We start from the raw sequence: 19,332 nt of genomic DNA on the forward strand, positions 1-19,332 counted from the left end.
TGTGTTGCAAACGGAGTGGGCAGCGCATGTATTTGCCGTCGATGATCCGGGAGACGCTTAGGCTCCCGGAGACGATTACGCCGGTTTTTATTCGATGACCGGAACGCTGACGGTAGTCGGACGATAGGCCGCAACCAAAGGTGCGGTGTAATTGATGGTTTTGGCTTGATCCGAGGCATTGGCATCGCCTTCCGCAAAACCGCAAGGAGCGCCGGCGCATTCGCTGCTTAAGTCAGGCGTCGCAAACAACATCAGCGCCGGGCCTTTATAACTCATAATTGTACCGAAGCTTTCATCCACACCCCATGCGTAGGAGTAATCGAATTTTCCGGCAAAGCTGCTGTATTCGCGGTCGTGAACCGTTCCGAAACTATGGCCTAGTTCGTGGGTAAACGTATTGGAACCGCAGAAAAAGCTATCGTCTTCGTCTTTTGAATAACCATCGCCTATCGTTCCGAAACCGGTGTTTGCTTGAGCGTCGCCGCCGTTGGCAAAGCCTACGTAAGTAGTGCCGCAGCTGCCGGCCGTTGCGGCGTGTAAGGGGCGAAACAACACGACCAAATCCGCTCCGTATTGATTGCGTAGCGCGGCGGTGCCCGCAAACGCGCCGTTGTCGTTCGCTAAATCGAACAAGGCGGTGGCATTCGCGCTAGCCTCCGAATAGTGCGTTTTCTGAGTGTGCACCAGTCGTAAGCGCATGTTGATGCCTGAATCCTGATACGCTTGGTTGGATACGTCTACCAGATATTGGATACGTTGTTTGGCGTAGTCGGCGGTTTGATTTTCCGTGGTGTACAACACCATCAGATCGACGATAACCTTGTCTGAAGAATTGTTGGCGACCGTATCATTGGAGCCGGATTTTTGCGCTTCGTAGCTTGCTTGCGCTTGTAGCGCGTTGGCTTGTGCCGCTTTGGCCAGCGCGAGTTTTTTCTTATAGCCGGCTTTGGCAAGTTTGATTGCTTTTAGCGTTGTACGCAGGGCTTTGCTGCTGGCGCGTAATTCATTTTTAATTTGTTTCAGTTGTTGAGTGAATTGGGCAAGCTGCGCGCCTAACTGAGTATCGGTTTTAGCGGTTGCCAGCGCTTTGCGCACTGCCGTTAGTTGGGCTTTTGTCGTCCGCAATTCGGACTTTAAATTGGCAATTTCGGATTTAATCGCTACGCCGTCGGCGATGGCTTGCTGATAGTCGGCCAATAGGGTTTCCGCTTGGGAGGCCAAAGTTTCGGCATTTGCTTTGGCTTGTTCCGCTGCGATCTGCAGATTGTCGAGTTCGCTGTTCATGCTCAAGAGCGGGTTGTTCATCGTTGCCGGCTGACCGGGTATCGGCTCTACTTCATCGTGTTCCAAGCCGGCGTTTGCCAAGCCCGATTGACTAACGTCCACAATGACGGTTTGGCCGTTGACGGTTTCTATGTTGTAAGCTCCGTCCGGGGTATAAACGTTTCCAATCACCCCGGCGTCGCCTTCTGACAGATAAATTCTGTAACCTTTACCCTCGTCTCCCAGATAACCCATCCAGGTCGAGCTGCCGTCTTCGTGTTCGATTTGGCTGTCGTGGCGGACGGTATATTGACCTATCGGCAGGTCCAATACGAAGTCGTCGCCGGAGGCTACATCCCGTAATTCATCCATGGGTAAAGCAACGTTCATGACCGAGCCTTGATTGAAGTGCCGATATTGTTCCGGCAAATTGGCATTCGATTCGGGTTGCACCAGTATCAACTTGGCCTTTTCGATCGCGCTATCCGCGGCGATATTGCCGCTGCCGTTACGGCCGCTGATAACCACCGTCGTAATTTTGTCGTTTAAGCTTTCAACCGAAAAGTTATAACCTTCCAACAGTTGATTTAAAGCTTCCGTCCAGTTGGCGGCAGCAAGTTTTCGGTTAATCAAATCTTGCTCGACGTCGGCATTGATTTCGAACGAAATCCCGCTACGGTTAGCCAGTTGATTAGTTACTTGGAGTAGCGTTTTGTTTTTTGCTACGTGATAGATCGTGTGGTGTTGTTCTTTAAACAGATTGGCACTCACGCTGGTAGGAAATGCCATAGCCAACGCTAAGGCAAGCAGTATTGTATTTGTTTTCATCTCGGTCACCTTGAACAGCGAAAACCTCAGCAAGCAAACCAACCGAACCAACTTGCTGAGTTAATTAAAATTTCGAGTGAAAATTTATCAAAATCCCCGGATTTATCTGTGAGCGGGTGACCGCTTTTTTGGCCCGTTAGTTAAAGGGCTGCGTAACGTTTCACGTTTCTAGGGTAGGGAGTGGGTGTGCGGATGTTGAAGAGTGAGCGAATGGGGCCGGAGCTGCTTGCGCCGTGACCGGCGGTCAGTCAAAAACGTCGCCCCAGGAGGGTTCATCCGGGTTAGCGGCATTTTCGGAATGCGCGGGTTCGCTGCCGGTAGTTTCGGTTAAAGGCGTGGCGTCGTGGGAGCTGGGCGCGCTGTTCGAGGCATGGCATTTAGGGCAAGTGACGGCCAGATAGCTGTCTAACAGCTCGCAAAGTTGTTCGTAGAACTGTTCTATCGGCTTTTGTTGCATTTGTTGGTCGATAAATTGTTGCAAAAACAATTTTTCGGCGGTGATCAGTTGTTCGCTTAGCCCCAGGGCATCGGTTTTATCGACGTTGAGTTTATCCGCCAGACGGCGGGCCAAAAGATTGCCGCGCATGGTTTGGCGGTTTTTAATGTCGTCCAGCAGCCGTTCGAAATCCCGGTGGCGTTGGTTTTTGTTTCGCCAGATCAGAAGCAATACGCCGGTAATCAAGATGACGACCGATGCCGTCGTCAACGAACCAATCAGCCATAGCAAATTCATCCCGGCGCCTCACTGCTTGGAATGATGCTTGGCCGCATCGATTGTGGATTGAAATATCTGCAGCATTTTTTTACTACTGTTTTCCAATTCCAGTTGGCTTTGGTGACCTGCAAATACCCGCGCATATTCCGCGCTGATTTCGTCTATGGTTTTCATTGCAGTGTCCAACTGCAACACTAATTGCTCGTTGATTCGTTCCAGCCCCGGTGGGGCTTTGGTTACGCTGTGCGTGGTTTTACCGGCGGCAACGTCGGTCAGCAAACGTTGGTAAGGTGCGGACAATTGGCCGATTTTTCGGTCGATCTGGGAGAGCAAGGCCATTTCCCGATGCAGGAAAAATTGAATCACGCTGTGCAGCAGCGCCCGTTCCGATTCGGAAACCTCGTGCAACACATTGTCGATCGATTGTTTGTCCAGCCCGCAATTGTCGGTTAACAGTTGCTCTAAAGGCTGATTTTTCAGAAACATTTGTTCATCGAATTTGCTGATGAATTTATCGATCGCTTCGATTTCCCGGTTTTGTTTTTTTCGCGACATAAAAAACAGAATCCCGGCTAAAAGCACTACGCCGGCCAGTAATTCCACCATTAAGACTATCAATGCGGCGTCAGCGGTCATCACGTCAGCTTCTCCAAAAGTTGCTGCTGTTTTTTCAGATTGGACTTGTTCAGCGCACGGTAAACGGCGTATCCAATCCCGAACAATAGTAAATTAGCGAACGTTACAATGCCGATAACCATTGCCCAATTCGTGGTTGCTTCCGCCGCCTCCATCGGCGGCGCGGGTACGGATTCCGGTTCGGTTTGCGTTTCGGGTGATGGCGGCGTTGCTTTCTCGTCGGTAGCGACGCTGGCCGGGCTGGCGGATGCGAACCAGCTTTCATCTATCGTAATCGCCGGCAAGGTAGGGCTGATAGCGTTTCCGTCCAGGGTTTTTGCGGTGACGTCAAAGCGTATGTGCAGTGGCACGTCTGTGGGAACATGCTCGATTTGCATCTGCCATATGCCGTTTTGTGCCGTCACTACTTGGCTTTGTGCGGCTTCTTCGCCTTTTTGAACGTGCGCGGTAATGCTCATTGCCGCCACGTCAAGCACCGCGATGTCGGGTTGAAACGTCAAGCCGACTTGGCGCTTGTCGACGTTTACGGATTTTTCCAGGCGAACGACTTGGGCAACCGCTTCAATGTCCCGATTCAATTCACGTTGAAAGGTTTTGCCGTCGGCGACGATGTGCAAGCGATGTTTGCCTCGGGATAGTCCGGGTATTTGATGACTAAAAAATCCCGCTTGCCCTGCCGAAGCGGGGATGGGCGCGGCCGCCTGCTCGTCCACGGCGACGGACAGGGAAATCAGTTGTAAAAAATCGGCTCGGCTAATCAGTTGCCCTTGTTCGGTAAAACTTAGCGTTAACGGGACAGCTTCCGATTCGGACACGAAATTGCCCGGTCCTTCGAGCACCAATTGTAAATCGGTCAGAATCATCACCTGATTGTCGGGATCGATAGCCGCTTGAATCTGCCAACTGCCCAGCGCCGGTTGCTTAACGGTAATCAAATCGTATGACGGGTTTGCCAGCCACGCGACGTTGGGCCGTTTGGATTCGGAATCTATGCTTTGCCGGTCCGGGTCGATTAAGCGGGTGGGATTAGCGCCGGCTTGCTTGAACACCAACACCGAGAACTCCCGAATGCTGCCGTCGATAGTAAAGCGGTTGTCGGTTAAGGGAACGGTGTCGCGCGGAGCCGCTTTTTGCGCCATTTTCAAAAACGCGCGTTGCAATTGGTCGGCGGTGACGGCGATTTCGTTCCAACCGCCGCTGTCGTAAGCCAAACTGTGCAGCAATGGTTTATCGGCTTGGTCGGACAAAGCGATGGTATTGATTTTGATGCCGCGTTGTATCAATCGGGGTAATCCTTCGCTCAAGATGCGTTCCCTGGAATCGGCACTGACCATGATATCTTTGGAAATATCCACCATGCCGTCGGTCAACAGAATCAGGTTTTTGTTGCCGGTGCCGCCAAACCCTTGCCCCGTAGCGGTTTCGAGCGCGCGTTCTATGTTGGTGAAGGCACCGCGCGAATGAATGGCTTTTAACGACTTCAGCGCTGTTTTGCGCCAGTCGCTATCCAGCGCGTCGGTATGGCTGAGCAACTTGACGTCTTCCGCAAACAGCCACAAGGACACTTTGGCGCTGTCCGGCAACAAATCAATCAGTAATTCCGCCGCGTCCACCCGCAAATTGTTGGGATCGTTCTGCTTCATGCTGCCGGACACGTCGATTAACACCTGCACTTCATCCGTTTCGGCGCAGATGCAATAATGCGGATAAAGCCACAGGCAAAGCAGCAAGGTATGCAACCACAGTTTCATAAGCTTATTGCGGGAAACAAGATTGCTGAAACTATAGTTCAAGATGCCGGCCGGGCAGCACGGAATATGTCTTGACAAACGGCAATGTTACCCTCTAGGCTCAGCCGACCCTTTCCGCTACCGGAGTTTGCCATGCACTACCTACGATTGAGTTTATGGACGGCGGTTTTTGCAGGGATGATGGCCAATGCACACGCTGTAAGCATTACCGAACGCGCAGGTAATCAGTTTCGCACCGCGGCCAACAACCAAGAGTTTTTGTTGAATAAAAGCAACGTGAACCCGGAGCGCTTCGGATTGCTCAGAACCTACGATTTCAACGCTAAAGTGGAAACTCAGCCGTTAGTGCTGGAAAATGCCGCCGGCGGCGACGATTTGGTCGTCGTCACCACCATGAAAAACGAGGTGATCGGCATCAACGGCCGTACCAATGCCACGGTGTACAACGTCAAACTCGGTCCGGAAGTCAGTTCGCAAGACATGGACATGTGGAAACACACCCCCACTTGGGGCATATCGGCGACGCCTATTATCGATCCGGCTACCAATACCTTGTTCGTTGCGGCTTGGCAGCGAAAAAACACCCACGACAACCGCTTTCGCGATTACTGGCTGTACGCGCTGAATCCGCTGGACGGCAGCCGCAAGGCAGAACCGGTGCGAATTTGGGGACAGTCGCAGGAAGGCAACGGCTGTTGGTTTAACGACGCCGACGCCACTTATATGGAAAACGGTCAGAAGAAACAATACGTTTATCCCAAATTGCGCGCCGGCTTGGCCTTGACCGACAACCACGGACTGGTACTGGCCTTTGCCGCCAATGCCGAATCCAATTTGGGCGGGCGGAAAAATCCGCACGGCTTCGTGCTGGCCTACGATACGCGCGGCTTGTTAGCACAGCCGGGATTTTCCAACCAGCCCGCCATGTTTTGCGCCACCCGCTTCAATTCCTGGGGCGCCGGAATCTGGCATGCCGGCGGTGCGCCGGTTACCGAAGGCGACATGATTTACGCCGCAACCTCTAACGGCACCTCCAACAACGGCGGCGAAGACTTGGCCGAGAGCATGCTCAAATTGCGTTTCGTACCCGGTAGCGGCGGCTCCCGGCCGGTATTGCAATTGGTGGATTATTACAAGGCTTTCATGGACGAACGTACCAGCGGTGCAGGCTGTTTATGGAACGACAACAACTCGGAAGTGTCCTGCGGCCGCGCCGCCCACGGCGCGGCCGGGGCGGATTGGGACTTCGGCGCCGCCGGGCCGATGTTGGTGCCCGGCTCCAGTCTGCTGCTGCAGGGCACCAAAGACGGCATCATTTATTCGTTGGACAAATTCAATTTGGGCAAAAGCGATAAATTCAATCAACTGATGTCCAAGCCGCCGTTGGTCGCTGCCTATTACGGCGGCGATCAAGCGCAAAATTGGGACAGGGCGCAGCGTCTCAACCGCAGCTTGCCGTGCCCTGCGGCCGGCAACAGCGACCACGGCTGGTTCGTACCGTGCGGCGATCCGGAAAACAACAAAATGCACCACATTCACGCCTTGGCCCTGGCGCAACGCGACCAGCTAGGCGGCATCGTCTACGTGTGGGGCGAAAACTCCCGCTTGAAAACCTATAACTTTTCTACGGTAGACGGTGCGTTGCCGACCTTTCGCGCCGAGGGCGACGACATGGCTTCGGTAGACGTGGAATCGCCTGGCGGCATGCCGGGCGGCTTGCTGATGGTGTCCGGCAGGCCTTCGACCAGTTCCGCATTTCCGCATGCCATAGACTTCGGTACCGCCCTGCTTTGGGCGGTATACCCCAAATACGGCGATGCCAACAAAGATTTCGGCGAAGGCCAGCTGGTCGCTTACGACGCCACCACCATCCTGCCCGGCAACAAACTGCGCCGCTTATTCCGCACCGGCGACGACACCCACGGCGGCTTGGGCAAAATGTCCAGGATGATTCCGCCGGTCGTCGTCAACGGCCGAGTGTACGTGATGATTTACCGGGTAGGCGACGTCGACAATTGCAGCGTACCGGACAATCAACTCAAAGTCTGCAGCCAGCTAAAGGTGTACGGCTTGAAATAATCCGGTGGCCCCCCCCCGCGGATCCGACGCTAAGGCCGCAAACGCCGGGGAATTCAGCTTTCGCCCGCGTCCCGGGCCTTAGAAGCGTTTGCTGAGATACGGGCCGCTTAACGGCAGTCATCCCGGCTTGTTACCGGATTTGTACCACCAAGCGGCGGCCAAGATGCTCAAGCCGGCAACAGATGCCATCAGCATGCTGGGATGCTGATATAACAGATCGAAAAAAGCGCCGACTAATTTGGGTGTGCTGCGATAACAGTTTTCCATGGCTTGCCTCCGAATTGATCGAAAAGGCCTAGCTTATTGCCGGCATAAGGTTGTGTCCAGTCCGGGACGAGCAAGCAGGCAAGCGTATCGGGAACCGGGTGCGGCTTGGTTTGAGCGGTTGAAACACCGCCTCCGCTCCAATCGGGCACCACAGCCAGCTTCGAAACGATAGCGATAGGAAGCGCTTACGACGATTGGAATTGGTGAGTTTTTCGAAATCGAGCCGTAGCGGATTATCGTTTAGAATGATTTAACGACAGTAAATGGATGTTTACCGGGCATTTTCAATTGCTCCCCGTGATATACAGGCGCAATATTTTATGCTTATCAATAACTTATATTTAATGACCTCGTTTTCCGGTAGATATACGGAACCATCTAATAGCTAGTTAGCAATCCAATCATGCTTCAAAACGCTATCACGTCTGCCGGATTCGTGCTGCTTCCTTTAATTCGGCAATAAGTTGTCGCGGTTCATCATTAAAACGGCGCATAAGTTCGGGAGGTGCTGCCGTGTTTTCGTCGTAAATTATACTCCAACGACTAATTTCAAGCAGTATAGGCACTAAGTCGAGAGCTTTTTCCGTTAGTTCATAGAAAATTTGGCGCTTATCTTCAGGATTTTGTTTGCGGATGATTAGCCCATCTGCCTCCATTTTTCGGAGGCGCGATGTCAAAATGTTAGTCGCTATGCCCTCCTTTGAGGTCATCAACTCACGATAGTATCGCTTTCCGCTTAGCATCAGATCGCGCAGCACGAGCAAAGTCCATCTGTCTCCAAACACTTCGAGCGCATAATCAATTGGACATTTATTGTTAAGTTTAGATTTTGGCATTTTTCAAATTACTTGCATTTTGCAATTAATATAGGATAATTAGTTGCAATATACAAGTGTTTATCAATAACACTGGTTGTTTTGTAATCACATCCACAGGAAATCGTATATGTCACCTATAAACTCCACTGCTCCAGTTATCTCTTTAACGCAGATTTACACCGCCCCAGGTATTATTGTTGGGACAGCCACCGCGTGGTTATTTTGGGTAGTAACTGGGGAGCATTACGCTGCTCGGTCAGAGTTACTTATTGCCCCAATGGTTGCGCTCTTTGCCTTGACGGCTTTGGTGTGGCTTATCATGGTTATCGTCCGCAACCTCGCCGTTATTCGAGGGTATGCTTCTATCAAGTATTTCGCTGATTTCAAGTCGGATGCCCCCACCGATGACCGCTTAGAACGCCCCGCCAGGACATTTAACAATCTAATGCAAGTACCAACCCTTTTTTATGTCATTTGTATCCTGATGCTTATCATAAAAGAAGCTGACAACACTCAAATTATACTCGCATGGACTTTTGTCGTGTTCAGGTGCTTCCACGCTATTATTTACATGACTGTGAATTGGGTGCCGTATCGCTTTGCAACGTGGGCTTCAAGCTGCATTATACTTGGTGTCATTTGGTTTCGCTTCGTAGTCCAAGCATCGTTTGGCTAACACGGCGCTCAACCGGAGCGCGGTTTTATAATGCGGTTTTATTTTTTCAGCTTACCGTGCCGCGCCCGGTTAGCTCTACGTTATGTAGGCAAAGAGAGACCATTATGACAATCGAAGTTGAGAAACGGCAAAAGTTGGCACTGGATGCCATCAAGCACGCGTTCGGTACCGAGGCAGGTGAGGACAGCGTTAATTTGTTTGTTGGACACCATTTGGAGGAGCTTCCACAAAGTTATTGGCAGCAACATCTTGGCTCCAGTACCCCAAAACCAACGGCTGTAATTGGCTTGCTCCAACTTCGCTCGTCTTGGGGTGAAGATGACATTGAGTTTTTTGACTTCACACTTCCAGACGAGGTCACGGATTACGTCGTTTCGGTGCATTTTGATAGTGCAGGCAAAATTGATGGCATCTCAATGGAGAGTTAGCGTGCCGTGTCTGCCTAACCCGGCGCTCAAGCCGACCCGCTTCCGCTACGCTCCAGCGGTCGGCTTAGCTCTACGTTAGGCGAAAGCATGAATAGAGTTCTTTTTATTTTTGCACCGATACTTGGCCTATTAATTGAGGGCTGTGCTGCCCCAGGAAGCGGAATTGGAAATTTGGCTGTGTCTGGTAGGCTCACCTCATCATCTGATCAGCCGATATCTGGCAAAGAAATACAATTCATTTTGCCCGCCACTTATGGGTTAGGCGGGCTAGATTTAGTCATGAATTCGCCAGACGACTTCGGGCATAAAGATAGGCGGTTTAACGTTACGACCGACGAAAATGGTCAGTTTTACCAAGATCTAGGCCAAACTATTTACCACGTTACGTGCTGGTTGCTACCGCCTGTAGGTTGTTATCCAAGCGGACCACCTGCTCCATTTCTATTGGTGCGCCTACCAGACAATCAGAGCGAGTATTACGCCGTACAAACTCAAGACGGACAATTCAAGGTATTTACAATGTCTGGTAAAGAGACTCCCGTTGAAGAATCTAGCGTTAAGTCCATCTCGACAAAAGTTGAGAATTCCAATGACAAAAAGGAACGTTCTACTGTAGGCGTTATAAATATTCAAATAAAGTAAGTTGCCTAATCGGGTAAGGGCGAGTTTCTCTCTCACCCTCCCCACACCATCTAGCATGCGGGTCCGTACTCAAGCGGTTGAAACAGGGTAATGAAAACGAACCCACTGATCTTTGATCGATACCAAGCCCTGCGCTTTTAACCACTCGTGTTCTTCATCGCCATTTGCGTAATCGGCGTCCGCGACATGGCGTAAGGCCCTTTCGAGCTCACGCCGGTTTTGATCGCTTCTTTTAGGCTGGCGCCCAGACTGACCAGATGGCTAATCTTGGTGCGCGGCCATCGCCATTGTTTAAGCGCCAAGGATGGCGCGAATGCAGATATTGCAGGAGCATATATCTGCCCAGTAGCAACAGCGCATGCGCCGCCGTAGCCATTCTTCGTCCGGTTGGATAATACAAGCTCCGATTAGCGAAGCGTAATCGGAGAAACGACGTAACGATAGATGCTACGGCCTTCAACCTATCCTCCAAGTTAATTCGGACACCGAATATCGATACCTAAACCTGCGTTAAATTTTGAGCGGTAAAATCTCGCAAACGCCGCCAACGGATTTGTAGATCATCCAGTTCCAGCAACGATTGCTTCAAAAAGGCTGGCAACGGTGCGTACATGGCAATATAGTTCATCGCAAGTTCCGGGTCGCTAAGCAGCTCCGCTTCGGCATGAGCGAGTATTCCACTGTTACCTAAACTTTTTAACACCGCCGTCCAAATGGGTGGAATTTCGCCCTGGCAGGCGTTGATTTCCGCTAAATCGTCGGTTTGGCCAAGCCACAGTCCGTCGGCTTGTTGGCGAATTCGCCGCAAACGTTGGCGTTGTTCGCCTTGTAAGGAAATAGATAACAAGCCATTGGGCATTTGGCCGAAGTCGATTATTCTGGCGCTGGTACCCAGTGAATAACAAATCGGTACCGGTTGCGCGGGTGATTCGGCATTGCCAAGCACCTCCAGTTTTTCAAATCCCTCCCGTAGCAAGCACACGGTAAAACTCGCTCCGCTTCGCAGACACGCCGATATCATATTCAGATAGCGCGGTTCGAATATCTGCAGCTGTATGATGCATTTTGGGAACAGTGGCGTATTCAACGGAAACAGGGCTTGTTCAGCGGGTTGCGGTTGCTGCATAACATCAATCCTCAATGGGTTGTTATCACTATTCGGCTCGCTTATCCGGCAAGTAAAAAATAGCGAAAAAGCGTTTGGCGATTTTGTCGGGAATATTGAAGCAAAAGTTACACCAACTTAAGTTATCCGGATCTGCCGTCTATTAATTAATCGGAGGGACACCATGCAACACGTATTAATCATTCACGAAGTCGAATCTTATCCGGCATGGAAAGCCGTTTTCGATCAGGCGGCGGACATTCGCAAAAATGCCGGCGAAATCCGTTACCAGTTACTGCGTTACGACGAGGACGGAAATAATATCGTCCACTTTTCCGAGTGGACTTCGCTGGAAAACGCCCGACGCTTCTTCGAATCTCCCGAACTGGTGGAAATCCGGAAAAAGGCCGGGGTAAAAGCGCCGCATTTCATCTACCTGCAAGAAATAGAGCGTGGCGTGTTATAGCTCGGCCACTATCCTACGGCAGCCGTTAGATCTTAAGGAATGCCATGACACCGCTGGAAATCGGCCGGGCTTACAATAGCATCACCCACTTATGGGAAAGCCCGGCGTTCGACCGCAGCAACGGCATCGCCCAGCACCAAAAAGCAATAGCATTCGCTCACAAACGCGGCCATGCATTGGACATCGGCTGCGGCTGCAGCGGAAGGTTAATCGACCTATTATCGAATAATGGGTTTGCAGCTGAAGGCCTCGATGTTTCGGACGAAATGATCAGACTAGCCAAGCAAAAACATCCTTGCCTGCAATTTCACCAGCAAGACATTTGCGAGTGGATTTTCCCCAAACGCTACGACTTTATCACCGCCTGGGACAGCATTTGGCATATCCCGCTGACCCGGCAGGTTGAGGTGCTGACCAAAATCGTCGACGGCTTGAATAAAAACGGCGTGCTGATCTTCTCCTTCGGCGGAACCACCGAGCCGGGCGAACATAAGGATAACGCCATGGGACCGGAAGTTTATTATTCTTCGTTAGGGACGAACGGCTTCCTGTCGCTACTGATCAATTTGGGCTGCGCATGCAAACACTTGGAGTACGAGCAAGTGCCGGAACTGCATGCCTACCTGATCGCGCAAAAAATCTGACGCTGTCCGAGCAATCTTGCGCGGCATATCAAACCCGCCGAGCAAGCGCTAAAATGTCCGGCATGCAAAATCCCTCACCGCCAACCCGGCCTGCAGCAACGCTTAAACCCGACCCGCGTCAGGCCGCAGCCAACGCGCCCAAACAGCTTAAAGCCGATTTTTACGTCGGCCCCGGCCGCTTGGGCATGCAACAAGCCAGCTTGGCGCAAGAATTCAGCACCCTCTCCAGCCAAGCCACGCCGCTGCCGGAGTTGTGCTCGGCCTGGCTGCAGTGGCTGGCCAAACACCTGGAGGCTTTCGACTGCGGCATCGTCACGCTGAAAACCGAAGGCGATAAATTGTCGCTGCCCATCGCCGCGTGGCCCGCGCAACCAGCCGATTTAACCGGCCTGCTGAGCTTGGCGCAATCCGCTTTAAAACAACGGCAAAGTCTGGAAATGCGGATGGCCGGCAAAGGCCCGTCGGCCAAGATAAACAGTTTGCTGGCAGTGCCCATCCAAATCGAAGACGCATTGTACGGAATTGCCGTGATCCGTTTGCTGAACGACGATGCCCCGCAGTTCGCCCGCGCCAACCATTTAATGACCTGGGGCCTGGCCTGGCTGACTCAATATTTCTGGCGTGACGGTTACCGGCAAAGCACTTTGACCGCCGAACGAGCCGCTTTCCTGTCCGATCTGATGCTGATGACCGCCGAAATGCCCAGCTTTCAGGAGGCCTTGTTTGCCTTGGTCAACGATCTGACGGCTCGCCTGAAATTGCGCCGGGTCAGCATCGGCTGGCTGGAAAACGGGCAAATGCAGGTCAAAGCCATTTCGCACAGCGCCCATTTCCGCCAAGCGCATGAATCGGTGCAGCGCTTGGCGCGGGCCATGGAGGAAGCCTACGACCAAAACCAAACCATCGTCTTGCCTGGCGGCGACGGCCCGGCGCCGGCGCCATCCGGCCGGCTGATCGTCAGCGACCACCTGCAACTGGCGCAAGCCGAAGGCGGCCACGCCGTGGCCTCGTTTTTGATTCGCATTCCCGGCCGCATCGTCGGGGTGCTGACCTTCGAATTCGAACCCGGCCGGCAGCCCGGCGCCGACGAGCAGCTATTGGGCGAATTGCTGGGCAGCGGCCTGGCCGCGCTATTGCAACAAAAGCATCTGCACGAACGCTGGCTGGGCGGCAAGTTTCAAAAGCGCTGGCAAGCGGTTAAAGACGGCCTGCTGGGTAACGAGCATCCGGTGTATAAGCTGGCGACGTTCGCCGCCGCCTTGTTGCTGGCGGCTCTGTTCTGGGTGCAGGCGGATTTTCGCATTACCGCCAAAACCGTGATCGAAGGCCTGATTCAGCGCGCCGCGGTGGCGCCGTTCGACGGTTACGTGGCCCGAGCCGAGGTGCGTGCCGGCGACAGCGTGCGCGCCGGCCAGGTCGTAGCGGCCCTGGACGACAAAGATTTGTTGCTGGAACAACAGCGTTTGACTAGCGAAGTCGCACAGCATCAGCGTAAATACCGCGATGCGCTGGCGAAACACGACCGCCCGGCCGCCGCAGTGCTCGGAGCCGAGCTGCAGCAAGCGCAAGCACAACTGGCCTTGGTCGACGAAAAACTGGCGCGCGCAGAAATCAAAGCCCCGTTTGACGGCATCGTCGTATCCGGCGATTTGAGTCAAAAATTGGGCGCGCCGGTCAACCAAGGCGACGTGTTGTTCGAGATCACGCCGCTAAACGCCTACCGTATCATTTTGAAAGTCGACGAACGCGACATCAGCCTGGTCCGCCCCGATCAATCCGGTCGAATGACGCTGGCCGGCCTGAGCGCCGAACCACTGCCGTTCACGGTTAAACAGGTCACCCCGGTAGCGGCGGCCGAAGAAGGCATCAATTATTTTCGGGTGGAAGCCGAAATCATCGGCGACAAGCCCTTGCTGCGGCCCGGCATGGAAGGCATCGGCAAAATCGGCGTGGGCGAAGCCAGCCTGTGGCACATCTGGACCCGGCGCTTGTTCGACTGGCTGCGCATCGGCCTTTGGACTTGGCTGCCCTGATATGTCCCGATTTTTAGACGCCTCCTGGCACCGCGTAGCTCAGTTGAAACCACGGCTGGCCGACCATGTGGATGTGCAAAAGCACCGCTATCGCGGCCATCCCTGGTACGTGCTGGTCGATGCCCGCAACGCCCGTTCTCACCGCTTGACGCCGGCCGCATTCGGTTTGATCCATGCCATGGACGGTAAGCGCACGCTGGACCTAATCTGGCAGCGCGCGGTCGAACTGGCGGGCGACCAGGCGCCGGGACAAACCGAAGTGATTCAACTGCTAGGGCAATTGCACGCCAACGACTTATTGGTCTGCGACGTGGCACCGGACAGTGCCGAATTATTGAGCCGGCTGGACAAACAATCCCGCAGCCTGCTGTGGAAAAATCTGCGCAATCCGCTGTCGATGCGGGTGCCGCTACTGGACCCGGACGCATTTTTGCAAGCTACCCTGCCGCTGGTTCGTCCCTGCTTCAGCACGATGGGCTTGGTCTTATGGCTGGTTTGGGTAAGCTTCGGGGTCGCACTGGCCGCGCAGCATTGGCAGGAACTGACCGGCAACCTCGCCGACCAAATTTTTTCGGCCCACAATCTGGCCGCGCTGTGGCTGACCTTTCCGCTGGTCAAGGTACTGCACGAGCTGGGTCACGCTTACGCCACCCGCGTCCACGGCGGCGCGGTGCACGAAATGGGTTTAATGAGTTTGATGGGCATGATCGTGCCTTACGTGGACGCCAGCGCATCCGCCGGTTTTCGGGATAAATGGCAACGGGTGCTGGTCGGCGCAGCCGGCATGATGGTCGAGTTGGCGGTCGCCAGCGGCGCCATGCTGCTTTGGACCTTGCTGGAGCCCGGCTTGCTGCGTTCCATTCTGTACAACGTCATGCTAATCGCCAGCGTGTCGACCTTGATTTTTAACGGCAATCCGCTAATGCGCTACGACGGCTATTACATGCTGGCCGACTGGTGCGAAATTCCCAACTTGGCCGGGCGCGGCCCGCAATACTGGTATTTTCTGATCAACCGCCACGCCTTCGGCGTGCATAAACCGGAGCGCTTCGACGCCACACCCGGCGAGCAGCGCTGGTTCTTGTGGTACGCGCCGCTGTCTTACCTATACCGCTTGTCGGTCATGCTGGGCATCGCCATGTATATCGCCGAACGCTATCTACTGCTAGGCGCCCTGCTCGGCCTGTTTTACGCCTATTCGCTGCTGCTGTTGCCGGCGTATAAAGCCGGCAATTATTTGCTAGGCCATCCTACGCTCGCCCCGCACCGACGACGCGCGGTTTTAGTCAGCCTGGGAACGCTGACGGCATTATGCATAGCGGTTGGATTGTTGCCCATGCCGATGCGTACCCAGTTCGAAGGGGTGGTCTGGTTACCGCCGCAAGCCCAGGTTAGAGCCGGCGCGCCCGGTTTCGTGCGCACCATCGTCGCCGCACCGGGGCAATGGGTGCAGCCGGGCGACGTTCTGGTGATTTGCGAAGATCCCGATCTTGCCGCGCAAATCCAAGTGTACCAAGCGAAAATTGCCGGCATAGAAGCCCAACGCCTATCCGAATGGCGGCAAGACCGCAATCAGGCGGAGATTACCCGGCACGCCCTACTGCAAGCGCAAGCCGACTTGGCCAGAGCCCGGCAACGCGCGGCGGATTTGATCTTGCGCAGCCGCAGCAGCGGCCGGTTTTTTCTGGAGCGAGGCCCGGACCTGCCCGGCCGCTTTTTGCACCAGGGCGATTTGATCGGCTTTGTGGTCGATCCCTCCCGCGACATCGTCCGCATCGTCGTACCGCAAGCCGATATCGCCTTAGTGCGGCATCAAACGGAAGCGATTCAGGTACGCTTGGCCGAACGCCCCGAGCACGTGTTGCAGGCCCGTTTGCTGCGCGAAGTGCCTGCCGCCGATACCGAGCTGCCCAGTCCGGCCTTGGCGACCGAAGGCGGCGGCCAACAAGCACTGGACCCGCGCGAAAAAAGCCCGACCAAGGCCATGAACCGCTTGTTTCAATTCGACCTCGGCCTGATCCGCCCGCAGCAGTTAGATGCCGCCGATACCCCGGTATTGCCTTACGGCACCCGCGCCCACGTACGTTTCGAGCATCCTGCGCAACCTTTGGCCAGCCAAATCTGGCGCCGAATCAGACAAACCTTTTTATCCAGGCTGGCGGTGTAAGCGATGACCGCCACCCTCAACCGCTTGCCGCAACGTTACGCCAACGGCCCCTACCCGGAAAAAGCCGATCCGCAAGAATTCGCAATAGACCGGCGTTTGCGCAATCTGGCGGCCCGTCATTTATTCAATCTCGGTCCGCGCGACCGCACGCCGGAGCGCTTCGTGGCTGCGGTGGATGCCTGGAGCGAACGCCTCGAGGCCCTGGACGAGGCCGCCTTGCAACAAGCGGTGGCGCAAATCGGCCGCCGCTTGCGGCGCAGCGGCTTCGCTTGGGACTTGGTGGTCGAATCCTTTGCGCTGATCCGCGAAACCTCGCGCCGGGTCATGGGCAAACGCCATTACGGGGTACAGTTACAAGGTGCGTTCGCCTTGATCCGCGGCCATATCGCCGAAATGTCCACCGGCGAAGGCAAAACCCTGACCGCCACCTTGGCAGCGGCCACCGCGGCCTTGAGCGGCGCGCCGGTGCACGTGGTAACGGTCAACGATTATCTGGCGGCGCGTGACGCCGAAGAAATGCAACCTTTGTACAACGCGCTGGGATTGTCGGTCGGAGTGGTCAACAGCGAATTGTCCAACGATCAAAAACGCCAAGCCTATGCGGCTGACATTACCTATTGCACCAACAAGGATTTGGGCTTCGATTATCTGCGCGACCGCTTGCAGTTAAAGGAATGGCTTAGCGTCAGCCGCCTGAATTTTCTGCGCTGGTTGCGCGGCGACACCCCGGCATCCAAGCTACTGATGCGCGGCTTGTGCTTTGCCATCGTCGACGAAGCCGATAGCGTGTTGATAGACGAAGCCCGTACCCCTTTGATCATCTCGGGGCCCGGCAAGGGCTACGTCGGCGAAGAGGCTTTTCAGGCGGCGATTGCAGTCGCGCAAACGCTGCAACAGGACGACGATTATTGGTTGAATAGCAAGACTCGCAGCAGCTATTTGAAACCGGCCGGCAGCGCCAAAGCCAAACTGCAGCGGGAAGCGTCCGGCCTGCCGGCGCCGCTGGAATCGGTTTGGCTGGACTTGGTCAATCAAGCCTTAACCGCGCTGCATCTGTATCAAAAAGACCGCCACTATCTGGTTAAGGACGACAAGGTGCAGATCATAGACGAATATACCGGCCGGCTGATGCCGGACCGCAGCTGGGAGTACGGCTTGCATCAATTGATAGAAGTCAAGGAACACTGCCCCTTGAGCCCGCAAAAAATCACCTTGTCGCGCATCACCTACCAGCGCTATTTCTGCCGCTATTTGCACCTATCCGGCATGACCGGCACCGGCAAAGAGGTGCAGGCGGAATTTTGGTCGGTGTACGGCTTGAAAACCTCGAAAATACCCACCCATCGGCCGGTACAACGGCTGTTGTATCCGCCGCGCCTGTATCGCAACCAAACCGAAAAGTGGCGGGCGGTAGTGGAAGCCGCCCGCTTCCAAGTCTGCGAACGCGGCCGGCCGGTATTGATCGGCACGGTCTCGGTGGAAGCGTCGGAGATCCTGTCGCAACTCTTGAGCGAAGCCGGCTTGCCGCACAAAGTGCTCAACGCCCGCCAGGACGCTGAAGAAGCCGAAACCGTCGCCGCTGCCGGCCAAGCCGGCAGTCTGATGGTCGCCACCAACATGGCGGGACGCGGTACCGACATCAAGTTGGGGTCAGGCGTCGGCGACCTGGGCGGCCTGCACGTCATATTGACCGCCTACGCGGAATCCAGCCGCATCGACCGGCAACTTTACGGCCGCGCCGGCCGCCAGGGCGATCCCGGCAGCGCCCAGGCCATTGTGGCGATGGATGACGATTTGTTCGAGCAATATCTGCCGGCCGGCTTGAGTCCGCTGTTGGCATTGGGCTTGATCAAGCCGGCCTGGGTCAGGCTGCTGACTCATTTCGCTCAGTCGCGGGCCGAACGGCGCAATGCCCGCATTCGCGAACAAACCCTGGTATCCGATCGGCAAATCGATACAATGCTGGCTTTTGCCGGCAAGGAGGGCGCTTGAAATTTCGTTTAACCGCGGCCCTGCAGCCGGTGGCGGCCGGCATTTGTGCGGTTTTCAGCGCGGTATCGGCAGCTAAACCGGTGGAATGCTTGATCGAACCCAGCCAAATCGTGGAGGTCCGCGCCCCTGTGGACGGGCTGATAGAAACGATTGCGGTCGATCGCGGCGACAAGATCAAACAAGGCCAAGTGTTGGTGACGCTGGACAGCGGCGTGGAACGCGCCCGCTTCGCTCAAGCCAAATTCAAATCCACGACGCGCGGTGCGCAACTCGCCGCGCAAAGCCGGGTGGAGTTTTCCGGCAAAAAATTCGAGCGCGACCGCGAGCTGTATAAGGATCAATACGTATCGGCCAACGCGGTCGACGAGTCGGAAAGCAGCCAGAGACAAGCCGCCGCCGATTTGATTGCCGCGCGCGACAACAACAGAATCGCCGAATTGGAAGTGCGCGAATACGAGGAACTGATCCGCTTGAAAACCTTGAAGAGCCCGTTCGACGGCGTCGTCCTGGAACGCTCCCACCATCCCGGCGAAGTCGCGCAAATCAACGACCGGCTGCCGATTTTGAAACTGGCCAAAATCGACCCTGTGTTCATCGAAGTGGTGTTGCCGGCGGCGGCCTTGGGCAAAATCAAAACGGGCGAGGTATTCAAGGTATTCCCGCACGCCGGCGAAACAGCGGAATTTACGGCCCGCGTCGGCGTCATCGACCCGGTATTGGATGCCGCCAGCGGCACGCTGGGCGTGCGCCTGCAAGCGGAGAACGCCGCCGGCCGGATTCCGGCCGGTATCAGTTGCCAAATCGAAATGCCGCAACTGTAAC

17 protein-coding genes are annotated in these 19,332 nt (G+C 54.8%); 10 read left to right on the forward strand and 7 right to left on the reverse strand.

The annotated features are described in order from the left end of the window. Positions 1-87 precede the first annotated feature (87 nt). The 4 genes from AB0A83_RS18485 to AB0A83_RS18500 form a co-directional block, all read right to left on the reverse strand. A complete protein-coding gene (locus tag AB0A83_RS18485; protein ID WP_367154930.1) occupies positions 88-2,091 on the reverse strand; it encodes a reprolysin-like metallopeptidase in 2,004 nt (667 codons plus the stop codon). A gap of 244 nt (positions 2,092-2,335) precedes the next feature. Beyond that, on the reverse strand, positions 2,336-2,824 hold the full coding sequence (locus AB0A83_RS18490; RefSeq protein ID WP_150050978.1) for a hypothetical protein: 489 nt from the start codon (positions 2,822-2,824) through the stop codon (positions 2,336-2,338). A 9-nt stretch (positions 2,825-2,833) separates the two neighbouring features. After that, positions 2,834-3,445 (reverse strand): hypothetical protein, encoded by a 612-nt coding sequence (locus AB0A83_RS18495; RefSeq protein ID WP_150050980.1) that lies wholly within the window; start codon positions 3,443-3,445, stop codon positions 2,834-2,836. Continuing rightward, positions 3,442-5,193 (reverse strand): VWA domain-containing protein, encoded by a 1,752-nt coding sequence (locus AB0A83_RS18500; RefSeq protein WP_367154931.1) that lies wholly within the window; start codon positions 5,191-5,193, stop codon positions 3,442-3,444. The genes AB0A83_RS18495 and AB0A83_RS18500 overlap by 4 nt, the downstream gene beginning before the upstream one ends. 132 nt (positions 5,194-5,325) lie before the next feature. On the opposite strand from AB0A83_RS18500, the gene AB0A83_RS18505 reads away from it, so the two are divergent. Next, positions 5,326-7,272, forward strand: coding sequence for a hypothetical protein (locus AB0A83_RS18505; RefSeq protein WP_232056703.1), 1,947 nt, complete (start codon positions 5,326-5,328; stop codon positions 7,270-7,272). Positions 7,273-7,389: 117 nt separating this feature from the next. Here the strand turns inward: AB0A83_RS18505 and AB0A83_RS18510 are convergent, their stop codons facing one another. Both AB0A83_RS18510 and AB0A83_RS18515 read right to left on the reverse strand, forming a co-directional pair. Next, the gene (locus AB0A83_RS18510; RefSeq protein ID WP_190303190.1) at positions 7,390-7,539 is read right to left on the reverse strand and encodes a hypothetical protein; all 150 of its coding nucleotides are present in this window, start codon (positions 7,537-7,539) and stop codon (positions 7,390-7,392) included. A 419-nt stretch (positions 7,540-7,958) separates the two neighbouring features. After that, complete coding sequence (locus tag AB0A83_RS18515) at positions 7,959-8,375, reverse strand: winged helix-turn-helix transcriptional regulator (protein WP_367154932.1); 417 nt, start codon at positions 8,373-8,375, stop codon at positions 7,959-7,961. Between the two features lie 109 nt (positions 8,376-8,484). Between AB0A83_RS18515 and AB0A83_RS18520 the strand changes: the two genes are divergently transcribed. The 3 genes from AB0A83_RS18520 to AB0A83_RS18530 all read left to right on the forward strand — a co-directional run bounded on the left by AB0A83_RS18520 (position 8,485) and on the right by AB0A83_RS18530 (position 10,103). Further along, a complete protein-coding gene (locus AB0A83_RS18520) occupies positions 8,485-9,033 on the forward strand; it encodes an MAPEG family protein (protein WP_367154933.1) in 549 nt (182 codons plus the stop codon). A gap of 104 nt (positions 9,034-9,137) precedes the next feature. Beyond that, positions 9,138-9,461, forward strand: coding sequence for a DUF2004 domain-containing protein (locus tag AB0A83_RS18525; RefSeq protein ID WP_367154934.1), 324 nt, complete (start codon positions 9,138-9,140; stop codon positions 9,459-9,461). A gap of 87 nt (positions 9,462-9,548) precedes the next feature. After that, positions 9,549-10,103, forward strand: a complete 555-nt coding sequence (locus tag AB0A83_RS18530; protein WP_367154935.1) for a hypothetical protein — start codon at positions 9,549-9,551, stop codon at positions 10,101-10,103. 499 nt (positions 10,104-10,602) lie between these two features. Here AB0A83_RS18530 and AB0A83_RS18535 read toward each other — a convergent pair whose 3' ends face one another. Further along, complete coding sequence (locus AB0A83_RS18535) at positions 10,603-11,229, reverse strand: LON peptidase substrate-binding domain-containing protein (RefSeq protein WP_150050988.1); 627 nt, start codon at positions 11,227-11,229, stop codon at positions 10,603-10,605. A gap of 163 nt (positions 11,230-11,392) precedes the next feature. On the opposite strand from AB0A83_RS18535, the gene AB0A83_RS18540 reads away from it, so the two are divergent. Genes AB0A83_RS18540 through AB0A83_RS18565 form a run of 6 tightly spaced genes read left to right on the forward strand, consistent with a single transcriptional unit; the run spans position 11,393 to position 19,331 of the window. Then, the gene (locus AB0A83_RS18540; protein WP_150050990.1) at positions 11,393-11,674 is read left to right on the forward strand and encodes an antibiotic biosynthesis monooxygenase; all 282 of its coding nucleotides are present in this window, start codon (positions 11,393-11,395) and stop codon (positions 11,672-11,674) included. Between the two features lie 44 nt (positions 11,675-11,718). Next, positions 11,719-12,318 carry a trans-aconitate 2-methyltransferase gene (locus tag AB0A83_RS18545; protein WP_367154936.1) on the forward strand — a complete coding sequence of 200 codons (600 nt, stop codon included), beginning with the start codon at positions 11,719-11,721 and terminating at the stop codon, positions 12,316-12,318. 53 nt (positions 12,319-12,371) lie between these two features. Then, on the forward strand, positions 12,372-14,351 hold the full coding sequence (locus tag AB0A83_RS18550) for an efflux RND transporter periplasmic adaptor subunit (RefSeq protein WP_367154937.1): 1,980 nt from the start codon (positions 12,372-12,374) through the stop codon (positions 14,349-14,351). A 1-nt stretch (position 14,352) separates the two neighbouring features. Continuing rightward, complete coding sequence (locus tag AB0A83_RS18555) at positions 14,353-16,518, forward strand: hypothetical protein (RefSeq protein WP_367154938.1); 2,166 nt, start codon at positions 14,353-14,355, stop codon at positions 16,516-16,518. 3 nt (positions 16,519-16,521) lie between these two features. Beyond that, the gene (locus AB0A83_RS18560) at positions 16,522-18,510 is read left to right on the forward strand and encodes a hypothetical protein (RefSeq protein ID WP_150050998.1); all 1,989 of its coding nucleotides are present in this window, start codon (positions 16,522-16,524) and stop codon (positions 18,508-18,510) included. Continuing rightward, on the forward strand, positions 18,507-19,331 hold the full coding sequence (locus tag AB0A83_RS18565) for an efflux RND transporter periplasmic adaptor subunit (RefSeq protein ID WP_367154939.1): 825 nt from the start codon (positions 18,507-18,509) through the stop codon (positions 19,329-19,331). The genes AB0A83_RS18560 and AB0A83_RS18565 overlap by 4 nt, the downstream gene beginning before the upstream one ends. Position 19,332: the final 1 nt, after the last annotated feature.

Origin of the sequence: Methylomonas sp. HYX-M1, assembly GCF_040741385.1 — a bacterium.
In the GTDB taxonomy this organism is placed as follows: domain Bacteria; phylum Pseudomonadota; class Gammaproteobacteria; order Methylococcales; family Methylomonadaceae; genus Methylomonas; species Methylomonas rhizoryzae.

What these genes read in the sequence shown, in the direction of transcription:
- AB0A83_RS18485 (WP_367154930.1), bottom strand. Translation starts at nt 2,091, where the DNA reads ATGAAAACAAATACAATACTGCTTGCCTTAGCGTTGGCTATGGCATTT.
- AB0A83_RS18490 (WP_150050978.1), bottom strand. Translation starts at nt 2,824, where the DNA reads ATGAATTTGCTATGGCTGATTGGTTCGTTGACGACGGCATCGGTCGTC.
- AB0A83_RS18500 (WP_367154931.1), bottom strand. Translation starts at nt 5,193, where the DNA reads ATGAAACTGTGGTTGCATACCTTGCTGCTTTGCCTGTGGCTTTATCCG.
- AB0A83_RS18505 (WP_232056703.1), top strand. Translation starts at nt 5,326, where the DNA reads ATGCACTACCTACGATTGAGTTTATGGACGGCGGTTTTTGCAGGGATG.
- AB0A83_RS18510 (WP_190303190.1), bottom strand. Translation starts at nt 7,539, where the DNA reads ATGGAAAACTGTTATCGCAGCACACCCAAATTAGTCGGCGCTTTTTTC.
- AB0A83_RS18515 (WP_367154932.1), bottom strand. Translation starts at nt 8,375, where the DNA reads ATGCCAAAATCTAAACTTAACAATAAATGTCCAATTGATTATGCGCTC.
- AB0A83_RS18520 (WP_367154933.1), top strand. Translation starts at nt 8,485, where the DNA reads ATGTCACCTATAAACTCCACTGCTCCAGTTATCTCTTTAACGCAGATT.
- AB0A83_RS18525 (WP_367154934.1), top strand. Translation starts at nt 9,138, where the DNA reads ATGACAATCGAAGTTGAGAAACGGCAAAAGTTGGCACTGGATGCCATC.
- AB0A83_RS18530 (WP_367154935.1), top strand. Translation starts at nt 9,549, where the DNA reads ATGAATAGAGTTCTTTTTATTTTTGCACCGATACTTGGCCTATTAATT.
- AB0A83_RS18535 (WP_150050988.1), bottom strand. Translation starts at nt 11,229, where the DNA reads ATGCAGCAACCGCAACCCGCTGAACAAGCCCTGTTTCCGTTGAATACG.
- AB0A83_RS18540 (WP_150050990.1), top strand. Translation starts at nt 11,393, where the DNA reads ATGCAACACGTATTAATCATTCACGAAGTCGAATCTTATCCGGCATGG.
- AB0A83_RS18545 (WP_367154936.1), top strand. Translation starts at nt 11,719, where the DNA reads ATGACACCGCTGGAAATCGGCCGGGCTTACAATAGCATCACCCACTTA.
- AB0A83_RS18550 (WP_367154937.1), top strand. Translation starts at nt 12,372, where the DNA reads ATGTCCGGCATGCAAAATCCCTCACCGCCAACCCGGCCTGCAGCAACG.
- AB0A83_RS18555 (WP_367154938.1), top strand. Translation starts at nt 14,353, where the DNA reads ATGTCCCGATTTTTAGACGCCTCCTGGCACCGCGTAGCTCAGTTGAAA.
- AB0A83_RS18560 (WP_150050998.1), top strand. Translation starts at nt 16,522, where the DNA reads ATGACCGCCACCCTCAACCGCTTGCCGCAACGTTACGCCAACGGCCCC.